We start from the raw sequence: 18,194 nt of genomic DNA on the forward strand, positions 1-18,194 counted from the left end.
ACTTATTGGGTTAAGCATAAGTTCTAATTCTAGGGAATGTTATATAGCATTCTTGCAACGACTGACACCGCTTGCGATGGCGGCATTTGCTACCGCCAGCGATACTCGCTCACGTAAACGGGGATCAATAGGCTTTGGAATAATATATTGAGGCCCAAATTCCCAATCCGTTACTCCAGGATAATTATCTTTAACCTCCTGGGGAACCGGTTCATGTGCAAGTTGCCGTATCGCTTCTACCGCCGCAATATGCATGGCCTGATTAATGCGGGTTGCCCGCACATCAAGCGCACCACGAAAAATATAAGGAAAACATAATACATTATTTACCTGATTTGGATAGTCGCTGCGTCCCGTCGCAATAATCAAATCGTCACAAATGCTCAAAGCGACCTCCGGTTTGATTTCCGGTTTAGGATTGGACAATGCAAAAATAACCGGTTTGGGGGCCATTAACCTTAACAATTCCGCATTCAGCAAATCTGGTCTTGCCACGCCAATAAAAACGTCTGCATCGACCAAAGCATCCGCCAGCGTCCTCCTCTCAGTAGCCCTGGCAAACGCATATTTATAGGCATTTAAATCTTCCCGACCAGTATGGATAACGCCTTTACTATCCAATAACAGCATTTTATTTTTATCGGCCCCTAAAGCCACTAACAATCGCATGGACGCAATTCCTGCAGCACCAGCTCCAATACAGACAATGCGTGCTTCAGATAATTTTTTCTGCTGTATTTCCAAGGCATTCAGCAAGCCAGCCGCCACAACAATTGCTGTTCCATGCTGATCATCATGAAATACTGGGATATTAAGCTGTTCTGCAAGGGATTGTTCAATATCAAAACACTCGGGAGCTTTAATATCTTCAAGATTAATACCACCAAACGTTGGTGCAATATTTTTAGCAGTGGCAATAAACGCCTGAGGTTCCTCTGCATTTATTTCAATATCAAACACATCGATACCAGCAAAACGTTTGAATAAAACCGCTTTACCTTCCATAACAGGTTTGCTTGCAAGTGCACCAACATCACCCAGGCCAAGCACGGCAGTTCCATTTGTCATAATGGCAATCAAATTCCCCTTGGCGGTATAGCGATACGCATTTTCCGGATTTTCCGCAATGGCAAGAACAGGCTCAGCGACCCCTGGAGTATATGCAAGAGATAAATCATCCTGAGAGTTGGTTGGCTTGGTTATGCGCACTCCCAACTTACCGGGCACCGGGAATTCATGATAATGTAAAGCTCGTTCTTTTAAAGCAGTATCTTTATCCAAGGTGATTACTCTCTTTTCAAAAAATTCAGAAAAAAATCATATAGAAAAACGATATGGATGAACAGTTTTTTTTTGCAAAAAAAAGGCGCATTTTCATTGCGCCTACATTCCATTTTATAAAAACCAGTGGCCAAGAACACTTGCTAATACGAACTTAAGCCTCTTTTTGCGCGTTACCACGTGACTTGTAGCGATCACGGAACTTCTGCACCCTACCCCCTGTATCCACCAGCTTTTGCTTGCCTGTATAAAAAGGATGGCATTGAGCACAGACTTCAATGGCCAAATCATGACATAAGGTCGAACGAGTTTCAAATGAATGTCCGCAACTACAGGTTACTTTGATGATCTCATATTCAGGATGGATTGAAGCTCTCATAACATCATTACTCTCTATAATTACCTAACTGGCATCGCCACCTGATCATTGTCAGGCACCATGCTCATTAATAAATGACGTGGCACAATAGCAGATATCCTATTTAAAATCAAATTTTGTCTATTTGATACGCAGCCACTCATTCATTTTTATTTTCTTTTGCGGAATAAGAGATTCAATCGCAGCCACCACTTCAGAAGTGACTTCATACAATGGAAGCTGTGTTTCATCCGCACCTCCATAGTTATTATCACTTGCGACAAAATAAATCATGGATGGCCCAACTTTATCTGCCACTTGAGCAATTTTATTCGCCCGCTCTTGTTCCAGAGGAAGTTTGTCATGGACCTCTTGCAACACCACTTCAGGGTTGCCATAAGTTAGGCCAATAGAAATAATGACACTCGGATCTGCAACACTGACCGCATGAATAACGCGAGTAGGAGCATGAAAGTAATCTACATCATAACCAAATTCCGTTTCTTTCGCATTTCCCGGCGGCAAATGGGCTTTTTGAAAATCTTCAACTGTTTTACCGGGTTTTAATTTTCTCGTAAGAATTGAAATGATTTGTGGCGTTTTTTCCCGATAACTCATGATTTTCCCTGTGATTTACGTAAATTTTAATCCGCACGGTCACTCGATGTCTAGGCAAGCTGGACCCAAACAGGGGCATGATCGGAAGGACGTTCTACGCGACGCGGTTCACTATCAATCTGACTTTCCACACATCGCTCAAGCAAAGAATCGCTAAGCAAGATATGGTCAATACGCAAGCCCATATTACGGCGAAACGCAGCCGCACGATAGTCCCACCAGCTGTAGGTGATTTCCTGGGGATGAAGGCGGCGAAAACTGTCTTTTAATCCTAAATCAAGAAGTGCTGCAAATGCCTGACGTTCGAGAGGACTCACCAGCACCGATCCTTGCCATGCTATTGGGTCATGGACGTCCTTATCTTCTGGAGCAATATTAAAATCGCCCACCACCGCCAGTTTGGGATATTGACGCAGTTGCTCTTTTATAAATGTCGTTATTTTTGCCAGCCAATTTAATTTATATTGATATTTATCAGAACCCACTTCTCCGCCATTGGGAACATACAAATTAACGACACGAACGTCTGCGATAGTGGCCACCAACACTCGTCGCTGCGGATCAATAAATCCGGGAATATCGGTCACTACCGATTCAATGGGTTGCCTGCTGATCAAGGCTACGCCGTTGTAGGTTTTCTGGCCGGAAAAAACCACATGCAACCCCATCTCCTGAAATACTTTACAAGGGAATTGTTCATTAATTAGTTTGGTTTCCTGTAAAGCCAACACATCCACCTCATTGTTTTGAAACCAGGCAATAACTTGCTCCAAACGAACCTTCAGAGAGTTCACATTCCAACTGGCTAATTTAAGCACACCAATCTCCTTGATATTCAATCAATAAAGGCGCGTGATCAGAAAATCTTGTTTCACGATAAATATCAACATGCACAACACTGTCAATCAACCCTGGAGTAATCACCTGATAATCAATACGCCACCCCACATTCTTGGCCCATGCCTGCCCTCGATTCGACCACCAGGTGTATTGTTCTTCTTGTTGATTTTGCAAGCGAAATGCATCAATAAATCCCATTGTTCCGAATAACTCATCCATCCAGGCACGTTCTTCAGGTAAAAATCCTGAGTTTTTCTGATTACCGCGCCAATTTTTAATATCAATCTTTTTATGGGCAATGTTGTAATCGCCGCAAATGATTAATTCCCGACCCATGGCTTTCAACGCCATCAAATGCTTGGCAAAGTAATCAAGAAAATCATATTTGATGGCCTGACGCACATCCCCGCTCGTTCCGGAAGGCAGATAAAGCGATATAACACTTAATTTTGGGTAATCAAACTGAATATAGCGACCTTCTTCGTCACAATAATTAAAACCTAAGCCCTTAATGACTTGTAATGGCTTTTTTCGAGCATAAATAGCAACACCACTATAGCCTTTTTTACTGCATCGAAATAATCACAGTGATAATCTTGTGGAAAATACACCGTCTCAGACATCAATTGTGCAATTTGCGCTTTGGTTTCTTGAATACAAACAACATCAGCATTCTGCTGTTGCAACCATTCATAAAAGCCCTTACGGGCTGCTGAGCGAATGCCATTGGCATTAAAACTAATTATTTTCACAACCTTCACCAATATTTATCGTTGCATAGCATAAGCAGCAACGCTTATTTTTTATTCATTTGCACCGTAATCCTTGCCAAGCGCTCCCCCAGTTTTTTGGCCAGAATAATTTCATCCTCACTCAAAAGATTATCATGATTTATCCCAGACACATGGGTAGCCCCATAAGGCGTCCCGCCTGTTTTTGTCGCACTTAAAACAGGTTCTGTATAAGGTAACCCTACGAGCAGCATACCATGATGCAATAAAGGCAGCATCATACTCAGCAAAGTTGTCTCTTGGCCACCATGCATGGAAGCAGATGAGGTAAAAACGCAGGCCGGTTTATTAACCAAATCACCAGCCAACCATAATGGTGTTGTGCCATCCAGAAAATATTTCATAGGGGCTGCCATATTACCAAACCGCGTGGGACTTCCCAAAGCAAGTGCCTGGCAATGGCGTAAATCATCTAAAGAAGCGTAAGGGGCTCCAAGGTCCGGAATGGTCTTATCCACGGCCTCGCAAGTGGCAGAAACAGGAGGAACCGTTCGGATACGTGCTTCAACTCCATCCACATAACCTACGCCACGAGCAATATATTGCGCAAGTTTTGCAATCGCACCATATCTTGAATAATACAATATTAATACATAAGGTTTAGACATGAACAACCAACTCCAAATAGACCCATGATGTATGCAGATGATGAGGTATTCTTGGGATTATATTCAATAAACCCAGGGCAAACGCATCTTATGACTAAAAATAATCCTAAATGTCGTCTTTGCGATAGCGAAGCATCCAGACCCAATTTTCAATAGGGTGTCGATCTGGGTTGCTTCGCTATCGCAAAGACAAATTTTTAAACAAATACATGTTCAAAATTTAGATGCGATTGCCATGAAATAAACCACATTGGGCGATGCATGAACATCCTACACGGTGTTAGAGTTAGGCCAGTTTTGGAAAGACGTTGCTTAAACCAATGGTGATCATTTCCACCGCCATCGCAGCTAAAATCAAACCCATGATTCGAGTCACAATTTTTATGCCTGAATCACCGAGAAAACGGCCAATGGTTCCCGAAAAAACCAATAAAACAGCAACAACAGCGGCCAAAGCAACATCCACCATGCTCATCTGTAAATACCCAATCCAATCATGGGCATTATGGCCATAAATAACAATAGTACTGATTGCGCCTGGTCCGGCAATAAGCGGAAGCGCCATCGGAATAACGGCAATGGAATCACGTTCTTTTGCCAAGTTTTGCTCTTTAACGGTGTAATGTATGGGACTGGGCTTAGATTGCAACATATGCAATCCCATTAATAAAATGATAATGCCACCGGCTATACGAAAACTTGGGACATTAATGCCAAAAAGTTCCAGAATGAACATTCCTAACCAAGTGACAATGATTAAAATAAAAAAACAGCCAACGCAGTTCCTAATGCTTCCCGCCGCCTCTGCTCCTTGGAATAATCGGCGGTTAAACTGAGAAATATTGCCACACCGCCAATAGGATTCATAATAGCCAGCATGGTAATAAAAAATTTAATCAATAGATGGCTATCCATGGCCGTTATTACTGCACTTTAAAATAATGGAATTAAATCATCCTAACATTGGTGCAAATTCTTTCGCAAGATTCGTCTTGAACATCAATGCAAACTCATTAGAATCTAATAAAGCAAACTTTTGATATACTGGAGCAAAAATTATTTCCCTTCCGAGGTCAATATGAAACAATTTCTTGTATGCTCTCTATTATCCATTGCCTTAACCGCTTGCGCACCATCCTATTTCGGTTTATCAAAAGAACAATGGGAACACCTAACCCCGGCTCAACAAAATGAAGTCATTAAAGCTTACAATGAGCGAGAGGCAGAAAGACAACGAGCTGAAAATGAAAAAAATATCATTGCCGAACAGAATGCACCTTTAAATAATTTAATTGGTGCTTTAAGTGAGGCAATACCACAACATACTAAAGAGAAAAACCGTTCAACCACCACCACAAATCAGACGTGTACTGCAAATGGCAGTCAATGCACCTCCACATCCACCACCCGTTCATCCGGTTGGCAAATTGGCTATTAATACTTAACTGAGGATGTGAAAATCAGGATGATGATGGATAATTCAAACTTAAAACAACAGATGCTGACAAAATGGGTTGAAAGCAAACGCTTTATTCTTTTTGTTATTCATCATTTTATTGAGGATGATTGCACTTACCGCGCCTCGGCGCTTGCATTTACTACCTTGCTTGCCATTGTTCCTTTGATGTCCGTAGGATTTACCATCTTATCCACCTTCCCGGTCTTTTATCAATTAAGAGGTCCGTTGCAAGAGTTCATATTTGAAAATTTTGTACCTGCCACAGGAAAAGTGATTCAAGACTATTTACAACTTTTCGCAACGCAAGTATCAAAATTATCCATGCTGGGGGTACTTTTTTATTCATCACCGCCTTGCTGGTCATGTATACCATCGAACGCTCAATGAACAAAATTTGGCGAGTCAATTCGCCGCGGCAGGGCGTGTCCGCCTTTTTATTGTATTGGGCCATTTTATCCTTGGCGCCTTTCTTTCTGGGATTAAGTCTTGCAGCCAGCTCTTATTTTTTCTCCATGCCGTTCATTAAAGGCTATCATGCCCCTTCCTTCCTGTTAAGTTGGATTCCTTTTCTTTTATCATTCATGGGGTTTACCTTTCTGTATGTGGTTGTGCCTAATTGTCATGTAAAGTTACGCCATGGATTGTATGGCGCTCTAATTGCCACCATATTATTTGAATCCGCAAAACAAGCGTTCGTTTATTATCTAAGCCAATACAACACTTATCAGTTGCTCTATGGTGCGTTTGCTACCATCCCTCTTTTTTTTCTATGGATTTATTGGGTCTGGCTCATTACCTTAGTTGGGGCAGAAATTACTTATGCTTTAGCGGTGCACTATCAAAGGCGGCAAGGCATGGCGCTCGATGGATTTTCACAAGCCTTACTATGGATGCACTGCCTGTGGCTTGCGCAACAAGAAGGGAAAAGCGTTCCATTAGAACGTTTAATTAACGCAAGCAATCAGCCTTTTGCTATTGAAATAGGAGATATGCTCGCCGTGCTCTCGTCACGACAATTGATACAAACCACAGCCGATGATCATTATGTCCTAAGCCGTGATTTGACTCATCTCACTTTGTATGAATTTTTGTATTTGTTGCCTTATCGCATATCCGATGCAGAAAAACTTACCACCACAGACTCCCCAATAGCAAAGCGGTGGCACGCTCAAATTCTAGCATCTGATAAACAGCTGCAGCAGAACCTTGACATCAGTCTCGATGAGTTATTCCGCAATGACTAATATGAACAGGTTCAGGTTGGTGCTGAGTCCAACCTGATTCACTTAAATAATTACAGAATATAACGAGCCAAATCTTCGTCGGCGACCAATTTACCTAAGTGATCATTGACATACTGCTCATCCACAAGAATCGATTCCCCAGCTTTATCCGTAGCTTCAAAGGAAACCACTTCCAAGAGACGCTCCATGACCGTATACAGGCGACGAGCACCAATATTTTCAGTACGCTCATTAACCTGCCAAGCCACTTCAGCAATACGGCGAATCCCTGTGGCATCAAAAGCAAGATGTAAGCCCTCTGTAGCCATCAAGGCAATGTATTGCTCAGTTAATGATGCATTAGGCTCTGTCAGAATGCGAACAAAATCTTCAACGCTTAATGCAGACAATTCCACACGAATTGGAAGACGCCCCTGAAGTTCAGCAATTAAATCAGAAGGTTTGGCGACGTGAAAAGCACCAGATGCAATGAATAAAATATGATCGGATTTTATCATACCGTATTTGGTCGATACCGTCGTACCTTCTACCAAAGGCAACAAATCACGCTGTACCCCTTCACGCGAAACATCACCACCGTGTTCAGCACGCTTGGCCACTTTATCGATTTCATCGATGAATACAATGCCATTTTGTTCAACGTTTTCGATGGCACGAGTTTTAATGTCTTCCTCGTTAATCAGTTTTGCTGCTTCCTCTTCACAAAGCAATTTCATGGCTTTACGAATTGGCAATTTTCTTGTTTTGGTCCGTCCGCTTCCTACCTGTTGAAACATGGATTGCAACTGATTAGTCATTTCTTCCATGCCAGGAGGTGCCATGATTTCTATGCCTACTGGAGAGGCTGCTACTTCTATTTCAATTTCATTATCATCCAGCGTTCCTTCGCGCAATTGCTTGCGAAAAACCTGGCGGGTGGATGAATCTCGTTCAGCCGTCATAGTGCCTCGAGCCGGTGGCAATAAGACATCCAGGACGCGCTCTTCTGCAGCATCCTCAGCAAGCTGCTGTACTTTTTTCATTGCCAGTTCACGTTCCTGTTTGACGGCAATGTCCGCCAAATCACGGATGATTGAATCAACGTCGCGTCCTACATAACCTATTTCGGTAAATTTGGTGGCTTCAACTTTTATAAAAGGTGCTTCAGCGAGTCTTGCCAAACGTCGGGCTATTTCCGTTTTACCCACGCCGGTTGGTCCAATCATAAGAATGTTTTTGGGCATGATTTCATTGCGTAAGGCATCATCTTCAATTTGCAACCGCCGCCAGCGGTTACGAAGTGCGATAGCCACGGCCCGCTTAGCTTCATCTTGACCAATAATGAAGCGATCTAACTCTTCTACAATCTCGCGAGGGGTCATCATGGTTTTTGTATCGGTCATCGAATTACTCACTATCCAATTCTTCAATGGTTAAATTATGGTTGGTGTAAATACAAATTTCACCGGCGATGGTTAATGCTTTTTTGACGATGTCCATGGCAGATAAATCGGTATTTTCAAGCAAGGCACGCGCCGCTGCCTGAGCAAATGGCCCGCCTGAACCAATTGCCATTAAACTTTCTTCAGGTTCAATAACATCACCATTTCCTGTGATGATTAACGACGATTTATGATCAGCCACAGCCAGTAACGCCTCCAGACGACGCAAAATTTTATCCGTACGCCAGTCCTTTGCCAACTCTACCGCTGCCCGAACCAAATGCCCCTGATGCAATTCAAGCTTGCTTTCAAAACGCTCAAAAAGGGTAAAAGCGTCTGCCGTTCCCCCAGCAAACCCGGCAATTACCTTATCTTTGTATAACCGCCGAACCTTGCGGGCATTGCCTTTCATGACCGTATTGCCAAGCGTTACCTGACCATCTCCGCCAATCACCACATTGTTTCCTCGTCTGACCGACAAGATAGTCGTACCACGAAATTGTTCCAAGGCAACTCCTTATAGATTGCTAACATCAAAATAATTAAGTTGGGGATGATTACAAAAAAATCAATGGGGGAAGGCAAGAATTTAAATCACACCAAGTTAAAATTGGCAAAAAAAACCATTCACCGCATAGTGAAGAACAGTGAATGGTTAGGTTTTTATGCAAATGGCCATGAGGGATGGCCAAAATGCATCAATCTCAGTAGAAATTAATGAGCAGCGAATGCAGTCGGAAATTCAACATCATCAGCATGATGACCTTCGTCGCCTCTAAAAAACGCTTCATCGCTTTCAACTCGTCTGTATCCTTCACCAGAAGCGCATGCTTTCTTGACTGCATCAACGGTAGTTGCCCCACTACGAGTCACTAATGCTACGATGGTTGCAGGAAGAGAAACAGCCGCAGCAACTGCCAGCAATGGCGTCAATAAAGTAGTTACACCAGCAATCACTCCACTAATAAGTGCAAGATTCAAACTGGCGTCTTTCACTCGTTTCGCACCAACCAATGCAGAAACACCAGCCACCAAAAGACTGCCCACACAAACGGCAGCTGCAATGGCAGCGGCGGCGGCACTCACTGCCGTTAAAAGACCAAGCGCCAGTGGAGCAGCAACGGGGGCTATTAACGTTCTACCAAAATCAGCGCCACTACGATAGGGTGTAAAAAATCCTGGTGCCTGAGCACGATAGCGTGCAGCACGTTCTCGTAAGGCAGCCATCAATGCTGCAAAATCCACCTCTTCTTGTTGAGGTCTTGGAATAAACGTTCCGGGAGCTGCTGTTGTAGCAAATGGTTGGGCAAGCGGCGGACGAGCAAACGATGGATGGCCAAACGATGAATGGGAAAATGACGATTGTGTAAATGGGTCAATTGGTTGGCGGGAACGAAACATACATCACTCCTAAATGTTAAAAAGTTTCACATTGTATATAAATAAAACAATAAAATCAATGATGACATGCCTATAAATCAGATAAATGACCATTGAACCATTCTTTTTACTTTCAAAAATCGTTAAAAAAACCAGGATCATAGTGATAAACAGAACGTTTCTGTTAAGCTATAGACATGAAAAAAATCTTCGAATTAAACTGGTTTCGCTACAGTCACTTGGTTTTAATATCTCTGACCTGTTTCGCATGTGGCAGCAGGCAAACCGATTCATGGACAGCGCCCCCCACCATCACTCAAACTTCTTTGCAGCGCCAACTTTTTTCAACTCATATCGCCAAATACGATTTTGAAATTGTAGAAACTTATCCTCATGCCCATCATTTTACCCAAGGATTAGTGTTAGATAAGCATGATTTATACGAAAGCAGCGGACTCTATAAACACTCTAAATTACAAAAAATCGATTTATCAACAGGAAAAATCATACAAACTCTTCCTCTCGCTCCACATTTCTTTGCTGAAGGCCTTACTCTTTTAAACAATCAACTTTATCAATTAACGTATCGAGAACAAACTGCATTTGTTTATCATAAGAAATCATTAGCATTACAAAAACATTTCGTTATTCAGGTCCAGGTTGGGGGCTCACCAGTGACAGCAAACAGCTCATTATGAGCAATGGTTCAGAAGTATTGACATTCCTCGATCCAAAAACCTTTAAACCATCAAAAATGCTAACGGCTAAAATCAATAATCAACCATTAATTTCGCTTAATGAACTGGAATTTATCCAAGGGAAAATTTATGCCAATGTATGGCCGACTTCCATCATCGTCATTCTTTCTCCTGAAACAGGCCAGGTAGAGGGATGGCTAGATATTCAGGCACTGAAACCCGCCACTTATGTTTGCCCTTCAACAATTTGTGTTGCCAACGGCATTGCTTATGATAAAGGCACGAATACCTTGTTAGTAACAGGTAAATTTTGGCCTAAACTTTATCGCATTAAACTCATTGACCAGCGGACATAAAGCTCTTCAAAGTCAGCCTCACTTCCCAGGGCAATAGTGGATAATGCAATTGAGTCATTCATGACGGATTTAAAAAAGAAACACCATGCGGTAATAGGCCAATATCAAGATGCTCTGCAAGACTCTGACCGATATCGGCAAATGTATCACGCCGGCCTATGAATTGACTATGGATATTCGGGCCAAACGCCAATACAGGGATATGTTCACGAGTATGATCGGAACCTGAAAACGTGGGATCACAACCATGATCCGCAGCAATAACAACCATATCACCTGGCTTCAGCAAAGCTTCTAATTCAGGAAGGCGGGCATCGAATTGCTCCAATGCATGGGCATAACCGGCAACATCGCGGCGATGCCCATAAGAAGAGTCAAAATCAACAAAATTGGTAAACACCAGACTGCCATCGGGAGCAGACTCCATAGCCGCCAGTGTTGCATCAAATAAAGCCATATTGCCATCTGCTTTTATGGTTTGAGTGATGCCTTGGTGAGCATAAATGTCAGCCACCTTACCAATGGCTATCACTTCTCTGCCCGCTTGTTTAAGATAATCCAACAACGTCGGTTTTGGCGGTAATGTTGCATAATCGCGACGGTTCCCTGTACGCTTATAAGTTCCTGGCTCACCAGTAAATGGCCTGGCAATCACTCGCCCGATTTGATATTTATCCACCAATTGACGTGCTGTCTCACAAATCTTATATAAACGTTCCAGGCCAAAATGCTGCTCATGGGCTGCTATTTGGAAAACACTATCCGCTGACGTATAAACAATAGGCATGCCGCTGCGACAATGCTCTTCTCCCAACTCTGCAATAATATCCGTCCCCGAAGCATGCTTTTGCCCCAACACCCCAGGCAATTCTGCACGCTTGACAAACTCGTCAATCAATTCGGAAGGAAAACAAGGTATTTTTCCGGGAAATATCCCCAGGCAAACAGCACGGGAACACCGGCCAATTCCCAATGGCCACTTGGCGTATCCTTACCTAAACTTTGTTCTACAGCATACCCGTAATATCCAGCAGGCTCCGCCAGTGTAGACAAATCCAGCACTTTTAATCCCGAACTCGCAACCGCAGCATGATATAAACCAACGCGTGCCAAATTAGGTATCCGTAAAGGTCCTTGCCGCAACTTAGGCTTATCCGCCCTGCCTTCCTGACATGCTTGATAAATATGGGCAAAGGTATTTGCGCCTTCATCTCCATAATTTACAGCATCAAGACTTTCACCAATTCCCAAGGAATCCATTAATAAAATACAAACCCGTACTGAATCCATATGCCTAATCCTGTTGTGTTATCTGCCGGCAATAAGTTTCTTTTAACTTAAATAAAACCAATAAAGCAATGCATAAACCAAGAGGCAGAATGGTCGCTGCTGCTTGATAATCACCGAATGAATATACTGGCGCCCCATCCACCATATTCATGCCGCCATGCCGCACCAGCAACAGGCTAAAGAGATTTTGGTAAATAATGTAGCCACCTTGGGTCAAAATAGAAACAAGACTCACCGCCGTTGCCGTCATGGTCGGAGAACTGCTTTCTGCCACGAGAGCATAGCTGATGACTTGCGATGCCGTAAAAAAGCCCAATAAAAAAACAACACCGTCATCATCCCTAAGGAAACAGGTAAATATAAAATACCCAAAATTGTTAATAAAGAAGCAATGGCACCGATTCTCATCGGCAATACCCGCAACCCCAGCTTGTCTGAGCACCAGCCAATCAAGGGCCCTCCAATGATAGCGCCTAAAAATAACATGGAATTCACTATGGCAGCTTCTTCTTTACTGACACCAAGACGCTGCATTAAATACAGCGAACCCATCATTGCGCCAAACACAGCAACCGCCATGTTCATTAAACTGGTATACAAGGCTGCTCGCCATGTTTGTAAATTTAAATAAGCCATTTTGGCGGTTGATAATAAACTGTTTTCCCGACGGGGTCGTTCGACAATGTCTTCCGGCTTATCCTTAATCCAGTAAAACATGAACATCAACATCACTATGCCCAACCAGCCAACCCAATGCAGCGAATCACGCCACCCTACCTGAATGACCAATTTTGTCAGTGGGTATTGCGCCAACATGCCACCAGTCATTGCCATAGTCACAATAGCGCCTGTCACCAAGGCCATCCGTTGCGGTGGAAACCATCTTGAAGCGATACGGATTGGCCCAAGAAAGCAAAAAGCACTGCCTATTCCCGTAATAAAACGGCAAAAAAGGGCCAGATAAAATGAATGGGCATAAGCCAGAAGAAAGGTACTTAACACACAAAGAAACATAGCCACCAAGATGGTCTTTTTGGTCGAAAAACGATCAAGCAATATCCCGGCAATAAAAAGAAAAATAACATTCGACAAATAATAAATACTCGACAAATATGCCATCTTGTCAGCCTGAATGTGGAAATCTTTCATGATGTTGTCTGCAATCGATGCAAACATATTTCCCTGAATAAATTCATAAAAGAAAAACAAGGATGCGGCAAAACAAACAATCCAAGGCAACAGTGACGTTCTAATCAGATAAAACCCTCTCTCTTCAGCCATCTGCTGCATAAAAGCTCCTCACGAATACGATTTGCAATAGGTTTCTTGGGTAAATAAAACAGCCAGCAATGCCACGATGATGGCGATTGGGAACATCCACATGGCAAATTGGAAATCAGCCACCGTATAATGCGCCATGCCAGCATGATGGTGCATGAGTAATCCAAACAATACCTGGCCTACACCACCACCACCCATGATGATAACGGAAGCAATTCCAGTGGCAGCTCCCGTATTGCTTGAACGATTGCTTTCTGCAATCAGTGGGTAAGTAATCACCTGCGTGCTGGTAACCACACCCAGCACGAAAAATAAAACACTTAAAGCCATTTTAGATAATGCGATGCCCGCAAATAAGGGCATCACCGTCAACAAAGCAGCAATCGCACCAACAACCATCAGTGGTTTGCGCCGACCCATACTATCAGAAAGCCAACCCACCAAGGGACAACCTAGGATACTACCGATAAAAATCAAACTCACGACATTACTGGCATCCATTTTAGGTAATTGATGAACCACTTCCAAATAACTGGCTCCCCACAGAGCACAAAGTACCATAATTGGTAAATTCAGACAGGAGGTATAAAGACCAGCAAGCCAGTTTTGCCGATTGGTCAATGCCTGTAAAAAATTGGAGGGCATCTTCACTTGATTTCTAGGATGCTGCACTTGCTCGCATGGCCAATCTTTAACCACCAAAAAATCCATATAAACAACAAAACACCTACACCGCCATCCAGCAGCAACGCATTACGCCAGCCATAATGGGCATTCAAATAAGCCAGTGGAGTATGCGCCATCATGCCGCCAATAAACGCCATAGTCACTAAACACCCAATGACTAATGCCTGGCGTCGCGGCGGAAACCAACGGGACACCAACACCACGCAAGACAAAAAGCAAAAAGCATTGCCAATGCCTGAAAGAAAATGAAAGAAAGAAGCCACAGCGAAAGCATTAGTGAGTGCAAAACCAACCGTGCCAATCACACACACGAACATAGCCGTCAAAATTACCTGCCGAGTGGAAAAGCGGTCAAGAATAATGCCTGCAGGCAATAAGAAAAGAATATCAGCCCATAAATACGTGCTGGACATCCAGCTAAGCTGAGCGGCATCTATCTGAAATTCTTCACGCAACGGGGCATTGATCACATCAAACAGGTTAAGCTGAAAGAATTCATAAAAGAAAAACAATCCGGCTGAAAGACAGACCAACCAAGCCATCCAATCACCACGAGGAAAAACGACTCGAGAATCGACAGTAACCGAATCAGACAACATCACTTCTGGCCAGGATAGTAAAAGTGGCGCAAATTATAACAAAACCTTCATTAAAATGGTATCTTTATTGAACACTTTATAAATTATTTATGAATTACACAAACCAACCATAGATGCTCAGATTTTCCGTCATCTAACGAATAGCCATTGTTCTAGGACTATACAAAATCAATACCATGGGAAATTCATTGCTATGGATTTGCAATTAAGATACTTTTTAATCCAATAAGTTATAAATCTTTTTCTATATTTTTTGCTATAGTCTATAGCATATACTTTTATTTCAAGCACCATTTCTTTACAGGGAGTATTTCAAATGGCGATTAAGGTAAACAAACATGGGCAAAATTTATTACGGGATCCTTTATTAAATAAAGACACTGCCTTTAGTGAAAAAGAAAGGGAAACCTTTCAATTATTCGGACTTCTACCCTCTAATACCGAAACCATAGAGGAACAGATTCTTCGTTGTCGTGATGCCTATTCTGCCAAACAAACCCCGATGGAGCAGCATATTTATTTGCGTGCTTTGCAAGATAGAAATGAGATTTTGTTTTATCGTTTTGTGCTTGATAATCTAGAAGAAATGATGCCCATCATTTACACACCGGTTGTTGGCGAAGCTTGCCAATTTTTTCATCACATTTATCGTCAGCCACGCGGCTTGTTCATCAGTTATCCTGAATTGGACAAAATCGATCACATTCTAAAAGCAGTGGCCGCTACTCGAAAAATCAGTGTTATTGTCGTAACTGATGGTGAACGCATTTTAGGCTTGGGGGATCAAGGAGCAGGAGGGCTTGGCATTCCTATTGGAAAATTGTCTCTTTACACAGCCTGTGGCGGCATCAATCCAGCCGAAACCTTACCAATCATTCTGGATGTCGGTACCAATAATCAGGACAAATTAAACGATGCTGAATACTTAGGATGGCGCCACACTCGTCTGATTGGGGATGAATATGATGAATTTGTTGACCGGTTTGTCCAAAGCATTAAACGCTATTTCCCCAATACACTCTTACAATTTGAAGATTTTGCCCAGCAGCATGCCTATCCTTTGCTGGAACGTTATCAAGATCAATTATGCACCTTCAATGACGATATTCAGGGCACCGCTGCCGTGGCCGTTGCTGCCATTATTGCCGCTACGAAAGTAAGCGGCATGCCTTTAAAAGAACATCGCATTGCTTTATTGGGAGCAGGCTCAGCAGGATGCGGCATCAGTGAACAACTGGTTCAAGCCATGATTAATCAAGGATTGAATGAAAAAGACGCACGTTCTCGCTTTTATTTAGTCGATAGAATGGGATTATTACAGGATTCCATGCCTGCTTTGCTACCCTTTCAGAAGCCTTTTGCCCGTGCCAATGAATCATTAAGCAATTGGAAACTGCAAAGTACGGGAATCAACCTGGCTGATGTTATTAATAACGCACAACCCACCATTTTGTTGGGAGTATCTGGACAGCCAAACCAATTTACCCAAGCCATCGTCCAAACGATGGCCAGTTATTGTCAGCGGCCAATTATTTTCCCTTTGTCAAATCCTACTTCACGCACAGAAGCCACCCCGCATGATCTCTTATACTGGACTAAAGGAAAAGCCTTGGTTGCCACCGGTAGCCCCTTCGACCCCGTGAATATCAATAACCGCGAAATAAACATTGCTCAATGTAACAACTCCTATATTTTTCCTGGAGTCGGCCTTGGGGTGGTAGCAGGGCAAGCCAGACGGGTCACCAATGGAATGATGATGGCTGCTGCCATCGCATTAAGTGAGCTGGCGCCAGCGATGAATACTGGAGAAGGACGATTATTGCCAGAACTAGCAAATATACGCAACGTAAGCCGCCATATCGCTAAAGCAGTCATTCAGCAAGCGATTCAGGAAGGGCATGTCGATAAATTGTCAGAACATGAAATAGAAAACAAAATAAAAGAAACCATGTGGTATCCAGAATATAAACCATTTGTTGCGGCATAAGATGGGAGAGTAACATGATTAATCCATTTGCCTATGAGCCTAAAGGGGATAAGCATAATTCCGACTATTTTAACGAATACCGCATAAAAATCTATGAACGCCGTAAAACCAGTGGACTGGAAGAGTTGCTTGGTGATATGTGTGCTGTCGTCGTACAAGTGCAAACTGGCGATGCCCTGTCCTATTTGAAAGAATTGTACCTCATGACGCCTTATCGTTACGAGGCAAGCTATATTAACAACACACACAAAATCTACTGTTTGGTTAATAAAAAGCATACTCCCATATACATCGTCCTAGAGCCACTTGATCCTAATTTTAAAGATGACATTACTCGCCTTAACAAAATGTATCCAAATGCACGAGAAAAATTTAATGCTCGTTATGTGGGAGAAATATTTAAGACAAAACATTTAAATGAAACGAAAAAATTTTAATGTCCCAGGAATTTCGCTTTCATGACTCGGAGCTCACTGAAAATAAATTTTATTGTAATCATCATTTTCAATTTACACGGCTATCCGATCTTACGTTCAATTCCATTGGCTATACTGAAGACAATGTGCTGGATTTTAAACAGCTCGAATTAGGCCAGCGTTTTACATTGACCAAGGAACAAGCTAAAGAATTAGATGAGACCAATCAATTTACCGAAGAAAGCGGGTTGAGATCTTTGATAAAAGGGATTGATCATATGGCAACTCGCATCCTGGCTGGTGAACGGGAAGATGCTATTTTAGAATTTCTGTGTTTATCCAACTATTATTTCTGGGGTGCTTATAACATCAATGATATGAATTCATCCACCAATGTTAACCGTGCCAAACACGGCGATGATATTCGCTCTCCTGCCAAAGTATTTACCGCAAACAATACACCATACATGGTTAATTCTTTTAAAAATTTACCCATGCCAACAGAAAATTTTGTGCGTAATTATGGTCGTCGCATGCACCATATCGCCATGGAAGTCGTGGATGGTGATCATCCCGGTGGCGGAAAAAATATTGATTATGTCATCAACACCTTGAAAAAAAATGCACACATTGATTTTCTGGCCAAAGTGTTTGGATCGTGCGGTGATACCCCTGATTTACAACAAATCTTTTCAAAACATTCTGCTCTCTCACTCCTCATCACCGAATATGTGGAGCGTTGTCACGGGTTTGATGGATTTTTTACGAAAGACAACGTTGCGGCTCTTACCGAAGCAGCTGGGCTTGATGAAACCGTCAAAGCCCATCATAAAAAACATGGACTTATTGGCGACTGAAACAGGTTCTAAAATTCAAATCA

Annotated in this window: 12 protein-coding genes and 7 pseudogenes; 6 read left to right on the forward strand and 13 right to left on the reverse strand. The window is 42.6% G+C overall.

What is annotated here, in order from left to right; genetic code table 11:
* Window positions 1-39: 39 nt before the first annotated feature.
* The 7 genes and pseudogenes from LOA_RS11010 to LOA_RS11040 form a co-directional block, all read right to left on the reverse strand.
* Window positions 40-1,281, reverse strand: coding sequence for a malic enzyme-like NAD(P)-binding protein (locus tag LOA_RS11010; RefSeq protein WP_025386388.1), 1,242 nt, complete (start codon window positions 1,279-1,281; stop codon window positions 40-42).
* A gap of 154 nt (window positions 1,282-1,435) precedes the next feature.
* The gene (gene rpmE / locus LOA_RS11015; RefSeq protein WP_025386389.1) at window positions 1,436-1,660 is read right to left on the reverse strand and encodes a 50S ribosomal protein L31; all 225 of its coding nucleotides are present in this window, start codon (window positions 1,658-1,660) and stop codon (window positions 1,436-1,438) included.
* Between the two features lie 120 nt (window positions 1,661-1,780).
* Window positions 1,781-2,257, reverse strand: coding sequence for a hypothetical protein (locus LOA_RS11020; protein ID WP_025386390.1), 477 nt, complete (start codon window positions 2,255-2,257; stop codon window positions 1,781-1,783).
* A gap of 50 nt (window positions 2,258-2,307) precedes the next feature.
* Window positions 2,308-3,075 carry an exodeoxyribonuclease III gene (gene xth, locus LOA_RS11025; RefSeq protein ID WP_025386391.1) on the reverse strand — a complete coding sequence of 256 codons (768 nt, stop codon included), beginning with the start codon at window positions 3,073-3,075 and terminating at the stop codon, window positions 2,308-2,310.
* Window positions 3,068-3,849 (reverse strand): annotated as a pseudogene (locus LOA_RS11030) (exodeoxyribonuclease III). Before LOA_RS11030 ends, xth begins: the two are co-directional and overlap by 8 nt.
* A 44-nt stretch (window positions 3,850-3,893) precedes the next feature.
* Window positions 3,894-4,496, reverse strand: a complete 603-nt coding sequence (gene wrbA, locus LOA_RS11035; RefSeq protein WP_025386392.1) for an NAD(P)H:quinone oxidoreductase — start codon at window positions 4,494-4,496, stop codon at window positions 3,894-3,896.
* Window positions 4,497-4,782: 286 nt separating this feature from the next.
* Window positions 4,783-5,411 (reverse strand): annotated as a pseudogene (locus LOA_RS11040) (MarC family protein).
* Between the two features lie 163 nt (window positions 5,412-5,574).
* Between LOA_RS11040 and LOA_RS11045 the strand changes: the two are divergent.
* Window positions 5,575-5,934, forward strand: coding sequence for a hypothetical protein (locus LOA_RS11045; protein WP_025386393.1), 360 nt, complete (start codon window positions 5,575-5,577; stop codon window positions 5,932-5,934).
* Window positions 5,935-5,994: 60 nt separating this feature from the next.
* Window positions 5,995-7,199: pseudogene (locus LOA_RS11050) on the forward strand (YihY family inner membrane protein).
* Window positions 7,200-7,249: 50 nt separating this feature from the next.
* Here the strand turns inward: LOA_RS11050 and hslU are convergent.
* The 3 genes from hslU to LOA_RS13860 all read right to left on the reverse strand — a co-directional run bounded on the left by hslU (window position 7,250) and on the right by LOA_RS13860 (window position 10,021).
* Window positions 7,250-8,581, reverse strand: a complete 1,332-nt coding sequence (gene hslU, locus LOA_RS11055) for an ATP-dependent protease ATPase subunit HslU (protein ID WP_237757955.1) — start codon at window positions 8,579-8,581, stop codon at window positions 7,250-7,252.
* Window positions 8,582-8,585: 4 nt separating this feature from the next.
* Complete coding sequence (gene hslV, locus LOA_RS11060) at window positions 8,586-9,128, reverse strand: ATP-dependent protease subunit HslV (protein ID WP_025386395.1); 543 nt, start codon at window positions 9,126-9,128, stop codon at window positions 8,586-8,588.
* A gap of 206 nt (window positions 9,129-9,334) precedes the next feature.
* Window positions 9,335-10,021, reverse strand: a complete 687-nt coding sequence (locus LOA_RS13860) for a hypothetical protein (RefSeq protein ID WP_025386396.1) — start codon at window positions 10,019-10,021, stop codon at window positions 9,335-9,337.
* 176 nt (window positions 10,022-10,197) lie between these two features.
* Between LOA_RS13860 and LOA_RS15520 the strand changes: the two are divergent.
* Window positions 10,198-11,054 (forward strand): annotated as a pseudogene (locus LOA_RS15520) (glutaminyl-peptide cyclotransferase).
* Between the two features lie 58 nt (window positions 11,055-11,112).
* Here the strand turns inward: LOA_RS15520 and LOA_RS11075 are convergent.
* The 3 pseudogenes from LOA_RS11075 to LOA_RS11085 all read right to left on the reverse strand — a co-directional run bounded on the left by LOA_RS11075 (window position 11,113) and on the right by LOA_RS11085 (window position 14,908).
* Window positions 11,113-12,344, reverse strand: a pseudogene (locus tag LOA_RS11075) (phosphopentomutase).
* Window positions 12,345-12,348: 4 nt separating this feature from the next.
* Window positions 12,349-13,634: pseudogene (locus tag LOA_RS11080) on the reverse strand (MFS transporter).
* A 9-nt stretch (window positions 13,635-13,643) separates the two neighbouring features.
* Window positions 13,644-14,908, reverse strand: a pseudogene (locus tag LOA_RS11085) (MFS transporter).
* A gap of 319 nt (window positions 14,909-15,227) precedes the next feature.
* Here LOA_RS11085 and LOA_RS11090 point away from each other — a divergent pair.
* Genes LOA_RS11090 through LOA_RS11095 form a run of 3 tightly spaced genes read left to right on the forward strand, consistent with a single transcriptional unit; the run spans window position 15,228 to window position 18,171 of the window.
* Window positions 15,228-16,898, forward strand: a complete 1,671-nt coding sequence (locus LOA_RS11090; RefSeq protein WP_025386397.1) for an NAD-dependent malic enzyme — start codon at window positions 15,228-15,230, stop codon at window positions 16,896-16,898.
* Between the two features lie 14 nt (window positions 16,899-16,912).
* The gene (locus tag LOA_RS15930; protein ID WP_274544560.1) at window positions 16,913-17,335 is read left to right on the forward strand and encodes a hypothetical protein; all 423 of its coding nucleotides are present in this window, start codon (window positions 16,913-16,915) and stop codon (window positions 17,333-17,335) included.
* On the forward strand, window positions 17,335-18,171 hold the full coding sequence (locus tag LOA_RS11095) for a hypothetical protein (RefSeq protein ID WP_274544561.1): 837 nt from the start codon (window positions 17,335-17,337) through the stop codon (window positions 18,169-18,171). The genes LOA_RS15930 and LOA_RS11095 overlap by 1 nt, the downstream gene beginning before the upstream one ends.
* The last annotated feature ends 23 nt before the right edge of the window (window positions 18,172-18,194 follow it).

The sequence above is a fragment of the Legionella oakridgensis ATCC 33761 = DSM 21215 genome (assembly GCF_000512355.1).
Lineage (GTDB): Bacteria > Pseudomonadota > Gammaproteobacteria > Legionellales > Legionellaceae > Legionella_A > Legionella_A oakridgensis.